Annotated in this window: 13 protein-coding genes and 1 tRNA gene; 12 read left to right on the top strand and 2 right to left on the bottom strand. The window is 47.3% G+C overall.

Translation table 11 applies throughout. The annotated features are described in order from the left end of the window. Positions 1–11 precede the first annotated feature (11 nt). On the bottom strand, positions 12–761 hold the full coding sequence (locus ACQY6Y_RS07850; protein WP_428379786.1) for a hypothetical protein: 750 nt from the start codon (positions 759–761) through the stop codon (positions 12–14). Positions 762–1,168: 407 nt separating this feature from the next. Continuing rightward, positions 1,169–1,243, bottom strand: a tRNA-Val gene (locus tag ACQY6Y_RS07845). 99 nt (positions 1,244–1,342) lie between these two features. Here ACQY6Y_RS07845 and ACQY6Y_RS07840 point away from each other — a divergent pair. The 12 genes from ACQY6Y_RS07840 to cmk all read left to right on the top strand — a co-directional run bounded on the left by ACQY6Y_RS07840 (position 1,343) and on the right by cmk (position 13,091). After that, on the top strand, positions 1,343–2,578 hold the full coding sequence (locus ACQY6Y_RS07840) for a glycoside hydrolase family 3 protein (RefSeq protein WP_428379785.1): 1,236 nt from the start codon (positions 1,343–1,345) through the stop codon (positions 2,576–2,578). Between the two features lie 46 nt (positions 2,579–2,624). Continuing rightward, a complete protein-coding gene (locus ACQY6Y_RS07835; RefSeq protein ID WP_428379784.1) occupies positions 2,625–3,827 on the top strand; it encodes a PASTA domain-containing protein in 1,203 nt (400 codons plus the stop codon). 27 nt (positions 3,828–3,854) lie between these two features. After that, complete coding sequence (locus tag ACQY6Y_RS07830) at positions 3,855–4,625, top strand: N-acetylmuramoyl-L-alanine amidase (RefSeq protein ID WP_428379783.1); 771 nt, start codon at positions 3,855–3,857, stop codon at positions 4,623–4,625. A gap of 18 nt (positions 4,626–4,643) precedes the next feature. After that, positions 4,644–5,696 (top strand): YARHG domain-containing protein, encoded by a 1,053-nt coding sequence (locus tag ACQY6Y_RS07825; RefSeq protein ID WP_428379782.1) that lies wholly within the window; start codon positions 4,644–4,646, stop codon positions 5,694–5,696. Between the two features lie 103 nt (positions 5,697–5,799). Next, the gene (locus tag ACQY6Y_RS07820) at positions 5,800–6,216 is read left to right on the top strand and encodes a VOC family protein (protein ID WP_428379781.1); all 417 of its coding nucleotides are present in this window, start codon (positions 5,800–5,802) and stop codon (positions 6,214–6,216) included. A 60-nt stretch (positions 6,217–6,276) separates the two neighbouring features. Beyond that, on the top strand, positions 6,277–8,283 hold the full coding sequence (locus tag ACQY6Y_RS07815; RefSeq protein WP_428379780.1) for an ATP-binding cassette domain-containing protein: 2,007 nt from the start codon (positions 6,277–6,279) through the stop codon (positions 8,281–8,283). Then, positions 8,276–8,569 carry a hypothetical protein gene (locus tag ACQY6Y_RS07810; protein ID WP_428379779.1) on the top strand — a complete coding sequence of 98 codons (294 nt, stop codon included), beginning with the start codon at positions 8,276–8,278 and terminating at the stop codon, positions 8,567–8,569. Before ACQY6Y_RS07815 ends, ACQY6Y_RS07810 begins: the two co-directional genes overlap by 8 nt. 4 nt (positions 8,570–8,573) lie before the next feature. Further along, the gene (locus tag ACQY6Y_RS07805) at positions 8,574–9,257 is read left to right on the top strand and encodes a site-2 protease family protein (RefSeq protein WP_428379778.1); all 684 of its coding nucleotides are present in this window, start codon (positions 8,574–8,576) and stop codon (positions 9,255–9,257) included. Between the two features lies 1 nt (position 9,258). After that, positions 9,259–10,062 carry a segregation and condensation protein A gene (locus tag ACQY6Y_RS07800; RefSeq protein ID WP_428379777.1) on the top strand — a complete coding sequence of 268 codons (804 nt, stop codon included), beginning with the start codon at positions 9,259–9,261 and terminating at the stop codon, positions 10,060–10,062. A gap of 2 nt (positions 10,063–10,064) precedes the next feature. Beyond that, on the top strand, positions 10,065–10,748 hold the full coding sequence (gene scpB / locus ACQY6Y_RS07795; protein ID WP_428379776.1) for an SMC-Scp complex subunit ScpB: 684 nt from the start codon (positions 10,065–10,067) through the stop codon (positions 10,746–10,748). Then, positions 10,738–11,571, top strand: a complete 834-nt coding sequence (locus ACQY6Y_RS07790) for a pseudouridine synthase (protein ID WP_428379775.1) — start codon at positions 10,738–10,740, stop codon at positions 11,569–11,571. The genes scpB and ACQY6Y_RS07790 overlap by 11 nt, the downstream gene beginning before the upstream one ends. Continuing rightward, entirely contained in the window at positions 11,568–13,091 is a 1,524-nt protein-coding gene (gene cmk, locus ACQY6Y_RS07785) for a (d)CMP kinase (RefSeq protein WP_428379774.1), read from the top strand. The genes ACQY6Y_RS07790 and cmk overlap by 4 nt, the downstream gene beginning before the upstream one ends. Positions 13,092–13,093 lie beyond the last annotated feature (2 nt).

Below are 13,093 nucleotides of genomic sequence, written 5' to 3'. Positions count from 1 at the left end.
ATAACGGAAGCTCAGGTTTGCTCTGGATTGCCACTCCAAAGAGAGGGATCAACCTTAAAGCTCAGATTGAGGGTTGCATCAAGTTGCTCGGGAAGTATGGTTTCGGCGGAAGCGGGGGCATCAGGATCTGCGGGGACAGAAAGAGTTTCACTGAGGTTCTGATTTCGAGTATCTGAAGAATCAGCGTTGCCGGAAAGTGCTGACTGCATGCTCTCAGAGGAGTTAGTAAACGTAAGGCCTTTGCTAGAAAGTACCAAGGCGTCTACATCGCCATTCCAAGAATGGACTTCAGTACGCTCGGCTATTGTTTCCTCAGGTTTAGAAGCATCAGTTTGGCTATTGTCGGAAGCAGCGTCTTGTTGTTGACCTGCATTATCTGTTTGCTCGGATGGGGAGGTGTTGGAAGGAGAGGTGGTTTGATCGTTAGTTGTATCTGTGGAAGAGGAATCGTCAGATTGAGTAGTCTCTTCAGAATTTGTAGTTTCCTCTTGAGGAGAGATAACCGCAGACTCCTCCTGGCTTGAATCAGATTCAACACTATTAGAGAGGCTCTCCTGATCTACAGAAAGCTCTGTTGCTGTGCTGGGAGCAAGAGCTTCAGCGAGAGCATAGCTTACTCCATCAGTCATGAAGCACTGATAAATAAGCAGCATAGAAAGGAAGACGCTCAGTACCTTTGGAGAGTAATGCTGCACAGTACGACCGAATGCGTGGGCAGCTCTCTTCATTCTTGACCGTTTAGTCTGCTTTTGCGTACTCATATAACCTCCCGCACTTCGCCAATTCCTGATACCTCTGAAATCTATGAAGGTTCAAAAATTGGTAGGTAATTCACCTCACCTCTCGCAAGTATGGTAAGAAATATGTTGTCTATCTACTACCAAATACCCGCATATATAAAAACAGATGGTTATCATCCTACTATATGCCAACCTGGGATATTTTTAAGTTTGCTTTTAGATTTGTACATGTAATCGTTTATTTATGCGAATGGTTTAAGAGAGACGTAGGGCGAGATATTTAATGAGCTCCTTGAACCTTTGCTTGTGAGGGACACAATAAAGATTCAACTAGCACTTGAGGGTTTAATTTTTTATAAAAATGCCTTGCCACACGTATAAGTGAAAAAAGAGACAGGGGAGTAGTCCCTGTCTCTCAAACATACCTCTGGTGGGCGATGCTGGATTCGAACCAGCGACCCCATCCGTGTGAAGGATGTGCTCTACCCCTGAGCCAATCGCCCATTAGCGAGGGTATTCTAGCAGAAAGCTACCTATAGTGGTCAAGTGGCTTTCTGTAATAATCATATGGACAAGTTAACTAAACCGCTTTGGGAGACTATATGCAACGCGTTTTCAATTCAAAGAACAAAAGGGATCTCTTTTCTCGAAGAGGTTTTATTACTGCGTTAGCGCTTGCGGGCAGTTATTCTGCTTCAGCTCTTTCTGGTTGCACTACAACACCTGAACAGGATGCATCATCAGAGCATGTAGATACCACTGCTTCTCAAGATCCACCTTCCGTAGATGAACAGATTGAACAGATACTCTCATCTCTTCCGCTTGAACAAAAGGTGTCACAACTTTTTATTGTTGCTCCAGAAGCTCTTGTAGAAAATAACCCTGTAGTTGCGGCTGGTGAAGCAACCGAGCAAGCGTTTCATAATCGACCAGTTGGCGGTATTTGCTACTTTGCGCAAAACCTAGAAAACCCTGACCAAACAAAAGAAATGCTTGCAAATGTTGCAACGTTTTCTGAGGAAGTTGTTGGAATTCCTCCTTTTCTTGCTGTTGATGAAGAAGGGGGAACTGTTACACGAATAGCTTCTAATCCAAACTACGGCGTGAGCGATGTTGGTGATATGTGTGCAATCGGAGCTGCTGGAGATACACAGGCGGCATGGGATGCAGCTGCCTATATTGGTAATTATCTCCGCGATCTTGGTTTTAATCTTGATTTTGCTCCGGTAGCAGATATTGCCAACAACCCAGAAAGCACCACGATGGCGAAGCGTTCATTCGGAGCTTCTGCCGACATTGTAAGTTCTATGACGCAAGCTGCAGTTGAGGGCTTTCTTTCAACAGGTATTCTTTGCTCAGCAAAGCATTTTCCTGGTATAGGAGGAGCCGTAGGAGACTCTCATACCGATACTATCGTGAGCAATAAAACTGCCGACGAGATGGCTGAGGAAGAGCTCTTGCCTTTCAAGGCAGCTATTGCTGCTGGTGTACCTTTTATTATGGTTGGACACCTTAGCTGTCCTGCAATTACAGGAGACAATACTCCCGCTTCTCTCTCCACAGTTGTTATTCAAGATTTACTCCGTACCCAACTTGGATTTGATGGAATTGTTATTACCGATTCATTGGGCATGGGGGCAGTTACCAGCATATGTACACCTCAAGAAATAGGTGTGCGAGCGCTCAATGCTGGAAATGACATGATTCTTATGCCAGAGGATTTTGAAGCAGCCTATCAGGGAGTTCTGAGTGCTCTTTCTGATGGAAGTGTTACCGAAGAGAGAATTAATCAATCACTACGTCGCATTCTTCGCGTAAAACTAACACTTGAGCAGTAGAGTAAATCATTAAAAATCGGGTTAATGAGCTTGAAGGGGAAGTTTCATGAAGTGTTCAGCTTGTGGGCATGAAATACCTGATGAGGCAACCTTTTGCCCCGAATGTGGGCATAAGATTTCCCCATCTGCTCTCGATGTAACGGTATTAAATGAAACAATTACACAAGAGCCAGTAGCAGAAGATTCTGCCGATGGGCTCGATGTACCTGTTGAGGAAACTTCCTCACCACTACCAAATAGGTTTTGCATCTATTGCGGCACCCCTATTCCCGAAGGATGTGGCTTCTGCCCTTCCTGTGGCAAACCAGCTCAAGCCTCTCCAAATGTTCCAGAGCAATCGGAAGCCACTTCTTTGCAGCAACCATATCAGCAGGCAATTCCTTCAGAAGCTTTAGAAACCGGGGCCGCTCCCCAGAAGAAGCGTCATACCGCTGCACTTGTGGTAGGCATTCTTCTCATTGTGATTATTGTTAGTTGTGCCGGTGTTGCTACAGCACATTATTTTGGTTTACTCGGAGATCCTGAGTTTTTACGTTTCTTGCCCATGCAGGAACAGAAGCAATCTGAGGAAGAGCAAACCGATGACAATACTGATAAAAGTGACGATAAGTCCGATGAAGAAGCATCTGACAGTAAACAAACAGCCATGGTTGAGCTTGATGATCTCACTGGAATGGCCGTGCAAACTGCACGCAGCAACCTTGCTTCAAGCAATTTAGTTGTTGGAACAATTACGACTGAATATAGTGACGAGGTAGCAAAGGATCACGTTATTTCTCAGTCGGTAGCACCGGGTGAAGTTCCTGAAGGCACGCGTGTTGATCTTGTTATATCTGATGGTCCTGATCCTAGTAAGAAGCAGGAAACTGTCTCAAAACCAACCTACACCGTTATAAACGACTGCATGACATGGCAAGAAGCAGAGCAGTATTGCGAAGAACACGGCGGACACCTTGCCACTATTGCAAATGAGGAAGAATGGAACGAAGTTCTTGCGGTCATGCAACAAAGTGGAAAAGAGATTTTCTGGCTTGGCGGCACACGAAGCGGGGATGATTTTACCTGGGTTGATGGCACGCCATTTACTTACAGTGTTTTTGCTTCTGGTGAGCCTAATGACGATGGTGGTAATGAAGATTATCTCGCTGTGTTTAATATCGATGGCTCATGGCGCTGGTATGACGTTCCTTCCGATCTCGACCCGTATTATCAGGCCGATCGCATTGCCTTTGTCATGGAACAGGAATAAGTAGTTATGCGGACGCAGATAACCTCTATGAAACTAATTTCACGCCGCGCCTTTATTTCACTGTGCGGTTTTGCGGGCATTGGCGCGCTTAGCGGATGCACTCAAGACACTGAGGACACATCACAGTCCAACACCAGCATGACAGACGATGTATCTAAAGAGCTTCAATCTGTTGTCGAAGAGACTCCAGAACAAACAGAGCCTACCGCCGAAGAATTGCGTGCAAATCTCGCACTTACGGAAGATTATCGCGACAGTTTTGATCATGGCGAGAAGGGACCTGAATACCAGAAATATATTGTGCTGCATGATACTGAAGGAACCGGCGATGCCGCTTCAGTCATTTCATGGTGGGACTCTAATGGCGCAGGTGTGGCAGCACATTTTGTTGTCAACACCGACGGCACCATGATGCAGTGTGTTCCGTTGGATCGCATAGCTCATCACGCTGGATTTGGTGATACTGGTCACAATGAGTCATTTGGGGTACCCGATGAATCTCGTGACGATAAAATCGGCACCACTGAAATTGGCTCTTGGGCATCTGATTACGGTATGAATTCCTACTCAGTTGGTATAGAGATGGTCCATGTTGGTGGTGCTGGCGATTATCCTGAGGAGCAACTTGTTGCACTTGATAATCTGATTGCTTATATAGATGCGTATTATGGTTTCGAGAGTGCCATCATTGATCACAAAGAGTGGCGCTCAGGAAACTCTGATACTTCGGCAGAATTTGCTGAGTATCTCGTAAACTATAAAGATCATCGCACGCATAATGCGATGCCCGCTGAATAAGGACTGGGGGTACATACCATGTTTTGCACCAACTGTGGCGCACAGCTCCCTGATGGGTCTCAATTTTGTACTGAATGTGGCCAACCTCTGGGAGACGCTTCAGGTTCCACACCAACACAGGTAAATGAAACGACTCCTTTGGATGACGCAACGCGTGTTATGCCTTCTGCTCAGCAGTCTTCTTCAGCAGACGACTCAGTGCAGTTCTGCACCAACTGCGGTGCTCGCATTCCAGATGGCTGTGCTTTCTGCGTAGAATGTGGAACGCCGGTATATGGTTCTGAAAACACTTCAGATTCAACCGCACAAAATGTAGCTATCCCCTCAGAGATGCTTGGAAATAATTATCAGGCACCACGGCGTAAGAAGAACACGGGTCTTATTGTTGGGGCTGTTATTGCCGCGGTCATTATTATTGGTTGTGGCTCTGTTGTCGGTTTACACTATTTTGGCGTACTTGGTGATCCTCCATTTTTGCGCTTTTTGCCGATGAAAGAGCAGCCTGCAGATACCTCCGAAGACGACAACAAAGATGAGGAAAAAGAATCCAAGGATTCTTCTGATAAAAACTCCTCCGATTCTAAGGAATCAAAAGATTCCGATGATAAGAAGGACTCAGACGACAAGAAAGACTCAGATGACAAGAAGGAATCTTCGGACAGCAACAAAGATTCGTCTTCCGATTCTTCATCGAGCAACTCCTCAAGCTCTTCGAATTCATCAAGCTCATCAAAGTCAACTGGCTCTTCGGGTAATTCTTCGAGCTCGAGCACCTCAAGCAGCAGCGATTATGTGCTTCCCGATAGTGCTACGCACGTATATACAAAAGATGAGCTCTCAGGCCTTTCCAACTGGGAACTCTATATTGCACGTAATGAGATTTATGCCCGCCATGGTCGCGGATTCCAAAATCAGGACTTGCGAGACTACTTTGCTGGCAAATCCTGGTATACCGAACGCTATTCTCCCGAAGCCTTTGATAGCCAGGTTTCACTAAATTCTGTAGAACAGCAGAACGCCGATACTATTCTTGAAATAGAACGGGCACGCGGATCGCAATATATAAGCTAGTTCATTAAGAACTCCAGCAGCTGTTCTTTATAGCTTGTTTATAATTTCCCGTGATGTGTAGAAATATGCATCACGGGTTTATTACGAGAATACAAAGAGGCGAATGAGCATGTCTACACCTGAGACACCTTCTGCTAACACATCTGCAAATGGCCAGGATGATCCAAAACAGCTGTTTGGACTTCGTTTGGCTCATGTTGGAATTAACGCTGCAAGCGATGAGGAAGCAGAGGCAATAGCCGAACGTTTTCAAACTCTTATGGGTCTTAAACGCAACGTTGTTGCACCTATATCAGTCTTTTCAGATACAGCTGTTGAGATTATGAAAGGCTGTGGACGTGGCGAGCATGGACATATTGGTTTCCATGTTGACGATATTCCAGCTGCTGAAAAGTGGTTTGAAGCACGTGGATTTACCATTGACAATGATTCGCGCGCACTCAATCCCGATGGCTCTACGCATCTTGTGTATTTTAAAGAGCCCATCGGTGGATTTGCCATTCATATTACTGAGGATTAGCTCTGGCGCTACATGCTCTTCTCATAGCTTTGCGCCACAACGACCGAACGGATATACAGCTTGATAGTTCTTGCAGATAAGATATCGAAATCTTTTGGGGGTCGTACCCTCTATACACAGGCTACGTTGCAGATGAATGCTGGAGAACGTTGGGCTCTTGTTGGGCCTAACGGCTCCGGTAAAACTACCCTCTTAAAAATTTTGATGGGGGAGGAATCTGCAGACGAAGGCACTATTAGTTTTGCTCGTGATACAACCGTTGGATATCTTGAACAAGAGACAAAGCTTGCTGGCCATCAGAGTGCTTTGGCTGAAGTTATGGCATCGGCTACTGAGATTCAGCACCTCGGAGCAAAACTTACTGAATTAGAAGCGAAGATTTCTACCACCCCTGAGGGTCCTGAACTGGAAGCGCTTCTCGCTGACTACGGTCGATCACGCGATAGGTTTGAGAATGCAGGTGGTTATGAGCTGGAGAGCCGTGCACGTCAAATTCTCTGCGGTCTAGGCTTTCCTGTTGATGATCTTGACAAGCCCGCCGAAGAGTTTTCTGGCGGTTGGCAAATGCGCATCTCTCTTGCAAAGCTTTTGCTGCGCCATCCCGATTTACTTTTGCTCGACGAGCCAACCAACCATCTTGATCTTGAGAGTGTACGTTGGCTTGAGTCATTTTTATCTTCTTATGATGGTGCTGTTCTTATCGTGAGCCATGACCGCGCTTTCATGGATGCTTGTGTGAGCCACGTAGCTTCCATTGAGAATCGCCGTCTTATGACCTATACCGGTAACTACAGCTCGTATCTCAAACAACGCGAAGACAACCTCGAGCAGATGAAGGCAAAACGCGCAGCTCAGGAGCGCGAAATTGCTCACATGCAGGTTTTTGTTGATAAGTTTCGCTATAAACCAACAAAAGCAGCGCAGGCTCAGGAGCGTATGAAGCGTATTGAACAAATTAAAAAAGAGCTTGTCATACTGCCAGAAGGAACGAAAAAGGTTCACTTTTCTTTTCCTGATCCGCCGCGAACAGGCGATGAAGTGGTAAAGCTGGAAAACGTTTCGAAGTCATTTGGGCAAAACCATGTCTATGATCATGTCGATCTCAAGCTGTATCGAGGTGACCATGTCGTTTTAGTTGGCCCTAATGGCGCTGGCAAATCCACCTTGATGAAGCTCATTACCGGACAGCTTCAAACAGACACCGGATCTGTTGAACTGGGGCAAAATGTTACCCAGGCGTATTACGCGCAGCATCAACTCGAAACGCTTAATGAAGCAAACACGGTATTGGGTGAACTCGATAGTGTGGCCCCTGGTTGGACGTCATCAGAAGAACGGCGTTTGTTGGGTGCCTTTTTGTTCCACGGAGACGATGTGGAAAAGCGCGTAAGTGTTCTTTCGGGAGGAGAGCGCGCCCGACTTGCCCTCGCCAAAATGCTTGTAGCCCCCGATCCATTGCTTTTGCTCGACGAGCCAACCAACCATCTGGATATTGATTCTGTTGATGTTCTTGAGCGAGCTCTTGTTTCTTTTAAGGGCACGATTGTGCTTATCTCTCACGACGAACACTTGGTACGAGCAGTTGCTAATAAGGTTGTGGATGTGCGCGACCATAAGGTCACGCTGTATGACGGAGATTATGAGTACTATCTCTTCAAGCGTGCTGAACTGGAATCTCGGGCTCTCCAAGAAGCCGAGCAGACTGCACCGAGTAAAAAAGAAGTTGCATCGGCTCAAGAGACGCAACCACAACAGCGAACCCAAGGTCGCAACGTAAAAACTCGTGAACAACGACGTGCAGAGGCAGAGGCGCGTCAAAGGGCAAGCAGGCAATTGCGTAAGGAGCGTCAACGGCTCAAAGAAGTTGAGGCAGCATTAGCTCCCGCACAAAAACGATATCAAGAGCTTATGGAGTTAATGGCTTCAGAAGAACTTTATGCCGACTCTGAACGCTTCGATGCTTGTATGCAGGAATATACTGCTTTGTCTAAGAAAATACCTCGACTTGAAGATGAGTGGCTCGAGCTAACAGAAATACTTGAAGAGGGAGTTTCTCAGAATGTATAAAACTGACCTGCTTACGCACATATTGCGCTATGCTGCGCTGGTTTTTCGTATTCTGGCAGCACTCCTGATTGCCCTCATCGTTGTTGTATGTCTTCCAGTCGGAGAACTTCGTCCTCTTTTGATAAGCGCTCAGAGGCTTGCTTCACACGTTGTACTGCCGCCATTGCGTGGGCTCTTAGTCTTCGCGGTACCTACAGGAGGTGCCTTTAGGGGAGACTTAGCCATTATGGCTGTTGTTCTTCTTTGTGGTGCAAGCCTTTTGGATCGTATCCGTCGCATGAGGTGAATGCATGTATTCGATGCAACGAATCATTTCTATACTGATAACCGTCCTGTGCCTCATGATCGCTGCGATTATCCATGAGGTGGCACATGGTGCGGTAGCTTATGCCTGTGGAGACCCCACCGCAAAAGAGGCGGGGAGACTTACCCTTAACCCGCTTGCACATATTGATCCCACCGGTTCAATTGTGCTTCCCTGTGTTATGGCGTTGCTCGGAGGACCAGTATTTGCCTATGCCCGCCCGGTACCCTATAACCCAAGACGCTTACGGCACCCGGTACGAGATGAGGTTCTCGTTGCGCTAGCTGGTCCTGCATCAAACCTTTTGCAGGCGGCTCTTGCTGCGGCAATATTGCGTTTTGGTTTTCTCGACAATCCATCTGCACTTACCTGGGTAGCTTCAAATGAAGCCATTTTGGTCGTACTCGATGTGCTTTCCACCTACATGTGGGTCAATATTTCATTGATGCTGTTCAATCTTATTCCTCTTCCACCTCTGGATGGGTCGGCAATCATTTCTCCGTTGCTGCATAACAAAGCTCGTGAGATGTACTACCGCATTCAGGCCTACGCCATGCCTATTCTTATTGCAGCGCTCTATATACTTCCTTATCTGTTGGGTTGGAATCCCATTGGCGCCTATATTTCCCATGTAGGCGGCGCTCTTTTCGACGTTCTTCTGGGGTTGTAACATGCCATCGTTTCGTGTGAAAACTCAATCGTTCAGTGGCCCCTTTGACCTGCTCTTGCAGCTTGTGGGACGTCAAAAGGTGGATATTGGAGCAATATCTATCTCTGAGGTTGCCGACCAATACCTCAATGAAATTGAGCGCATGCAGGATATGGATCTCGACGTAGCAAGCGATTTCTTACTAGTAGCTTCAACTTTGCTTGATATAAAAGCAGCCTCACTCATACCTCAGGAAAAAATAACGACAACTGATTGGGATGAAGAGGATGATCTCGCCGATCTCAGTCCCGATGAGGCGCGTGAGGTATTAGTTGCACGTCTGATGGTATATAAGCAGTTCCGAAACGCTGCAAGTGCGCTTGGCACCCGCATGGAAGCCGAGAGCCACATGCATCCACGTACAGCCGGTCCTGACCCGGAGTTTCTCAATCTTATGCCCGACTATCTTGCGGGTATGACCATGCATGGTCTCGCGGTTATCTGTGCCGATTTGGATAGCCGGCGCGAAAGCTTTCTTCTCGAAGCAGAGCACATTGCTCCACGTCGACTCCCAGTTGCGCTTACCGTTGCATCTGTTGACAGAATGACTCGCTTAAGAAGCGCCCTCACTTTTACCGATCTTTTAGGCGATAAAGCTACACCTGAAACCGTAGTTGTTACGTTCCTTGCCGTTCTTGAGCTCTTCAAACGTGGTTCGATTGACATAAAACAGCAAGAGAATTTTGGTGAAATTGATATCACGCGCATTGAAGGTGCTCCTGCATATGAGCCCGATGAAGAATTAACCAGCGTAGAGGAGCAGTAGGAATGGATAACCTCGAAACGCTCGATAACGACAGCCTTAAACCAACACTCGAAGCGCTTTTGCTTGTTGCAAACGATCCCGTAGCTGCAACTGATTTAGCACGCGTGCTCGGCGTTGCTCCTGGAGAGATAGCTCAAGCGCTCGCGGAACTGTCGGCAGAATATGCGGACGCCAATAGGGGTTTTCAACTTCGTGAGGTCGCAGGCGGCTGGAGGTTTTATACGCACCCTGCCTATCATGATCAGGTGGAGTCATTCGTAATGTCATGGGATGTTCGCCGTCTTTCACAAGCAGCTCTCGAGACCCTTGCAGTTGTCGCTTACCATCAACCTGTTACACGCGAAAGTGTAAAAGCGGTTCGTGGCGTTAATTCAGACGGCGTTATCTCATCTCTTGTAGATAAAGGCCTCATTCATGAAGTTGGACGGGATAAGGAGCGAGGCCAGGCAATTCTATATGGAACAACCCAAGCTTTCTTGGAGCAATTCGGCCTGAAATCACTTCGAGAGCTCCCGGATCTTGAGCAATTTGCTCCCGATGAGGAGTCTCGCCAGTTCATTCGCGAACGTCTGTCTGCCACCAGAAATGCCAAGCCGGTGGATGAGATGGCACGCGATATCGATGAGGATAAAGACCTGGCTGGTGACGAGGGAGATCTCAATCAGGAGCAAGAACATGCTCAATAAGGACGAACAGCCAGTTCCTATGCGTCTTCAGCGCTTTTTAGCGCGAGCAGGTGTGGCGAGCCGCCGTGGTTCAGAGGCACTCATGACCGCAGGCAGGGTACGCGTCAATGGTGTGGTAGTTACTGAGCTTGGAAGCAAAGTTGATCCTCTAAAGGATATTGTTGAGGTGGATGGACACCGCTGTTCTCTTGCGGATTCTCCGGTGTTTTTAATGCTTAACAAGCCTGCAGGATATCTCACTACCATGCATGATCCACAAGGTCGCCCTTGTGTAGCGTCCCTTGTACCAACCAAACAGTATCCTGGGCTTTTTCCTGTAGGGCGTCTTGATAAAGATACGACGGGTCTGTTGCTTTTTACCACCGACGGCAAGATCGGACAGCAACTTCTTCATCCTTCTCATCATGCGAGAAAACACTATGTAGCACTGGTGAAAGGACGTGTATTTGATGAGGAGCTTGTTCCTCTGCGTTTGGGCATCGTATTAGACGATGGACCCTGCCAGCCTTCACCTGCAGAAATCTTGCCACAGAAATCTTCCTATGCGCGCTCTGTTGAGGCTCAAAACTTTGACGACAAAAACTACAGCGTGATTGGGATAACCTTACACGAAGGTAGAAAACATCAAGTCAAGCGTATGCTTGAAGCAATTGGCCATCCTGTGGTGCGTCTTCATCGTGATACGTTTGGCCCATTACAACTTGGAGACCTATCACGTGGCTCATGGCGAGAATTGTCTGATAGTGAGATCAAGCGCATACTTTCACATCAGAAGGGCTCTTATGCCACTGTGTCACATATCAAGAGGGGAGAACGTGCGTGATTGTTGCTATTGACGGACCTGCAGGGTCTGGAAAATCCACGGTTGCTCGCACAATTGCACAACGTCGCGGCTTTATCTACCTGGACACAGGAGCAATGTATAGAAGTGTTACGTTGGCGTGCCTCGATAATCAGGTTGATATAGCTGATACTGAGGCAGTTGCTCATATTGCATCCAATAGCACTATTTCATTTGCTTCTGACAATGATCAAACACAGCACGTTTATCTCAATGGTAAGGATGTAACCCAGGCTATTCGAGAGGAACGCGTTGACTCGGCAGTTTCTCTTGTTTCTGCCATTCCAGCCGTAAGAGAGTGCATGGGAGATCTTCAGCGTAAGTTGGGAGAGCAAGGAAGCATTGTTGCTGAAGGCCGAGATATTGGTACTGTTGTCTTTCCGCATGCTGAAGTGAAAGTATTTCTCACTGCAAATGCAGAGGCACGCGCTCACCGCCGTGCAGTTCAGCGTGATGGTGGCAATGCAGCACAGGCCGATAAAGCAGTGAGCTCAGAAGAAGAAAAACAAATTTTGGCTGATATTGAGCGTCGGGACAAAATGGATTCAACCCGCAGAGTCGCCCCGCTTACCGCCGCTGCTGATGCGGTACAGATTGACTCTTCAAACCTTACGGTCGATGAGGTTTGCGCAAAAATCGAAGCACTTATCGACGCAAAGTCCTCCCAGAATTCTTCCGAGGGTAAAACTCCCCAGAAGGCCGAGATCTCACAACAAACAACCAAACAACCAGCAAAGGCCACTCCTAAGAAGAAGGTAAAAACAACTTCTGGACCAATGCCTTGGTGGGGCAATACGATTGCCGATTATCACGCTCATCAGATTCCTGAGTTTCCATTAGGTGCTCGCATATTTCGATGGATCGCCATCAGTGTTGTCGCCATTTTTAGTAAATTGATGTGGCGCTGGACCGTTGAAGATCGTCAAAAAATTGTAGAGGCAACCAAAGAGCGTGGCGTTGTTCTCGTTATGAATCACGTTTCGATGCTCGACCCAATTGTTGCTTACTTAACTTTTGTTGCACTGGGACTTCGCATTCGCCCGATTTATAAGGACGAGTTTAACGACCAAGGGCCCCTTGGAAAAATACTTGCCTGGGTAGGCGGCATTTCAGTTCGTCGAGGCACCGCAGATCTCAAAGCGCTTCGAAACGCCCAGCACACCCTCGAATCCGGAGACTCTATTCTTGTGTTCCCTGAGGGCACCCGTATTAAGTCTGATGATGAGCCGGTAACGATTCATGGTGGCTTTGCCCTTATGGCACGCATGGGCAAAGCAAAAGTTCTCCCCATGGCCATTGTTGGTGCTCGAGACATTACCCCACGTGGACATCACATTCCGCATCCTAAGAAGGTTTGGACAAAGGTTGGCGACCCCATTTCATTTGAAGAGCTGGGTATTAAAGGTCGCAAAGAGCAGGCTGAGGCAATGGAAAAAGTTGCAATGGAGCGGGTATACGCTTTAAGAGATGAGCTGCGCAAAGAGCATCCCGGCCATTTTTAATC

This window comes from Olsenella sp. Marseille-QA0557 (genome assembly GCF_965119725.1).
Taxonomy (GTDB): domain Bacteria; phylum Actinomycetota; class Coriobacteriia; order Coriobacteriales; family Atopobiaceae; genus Coprovicinus; species Coprovicinus avistercoris.
The sequence above is the reverse complement of the archived record's forward strand: the minus strand, read 5'-3'. Positions and strand labels throughout refer to the sequence as shown.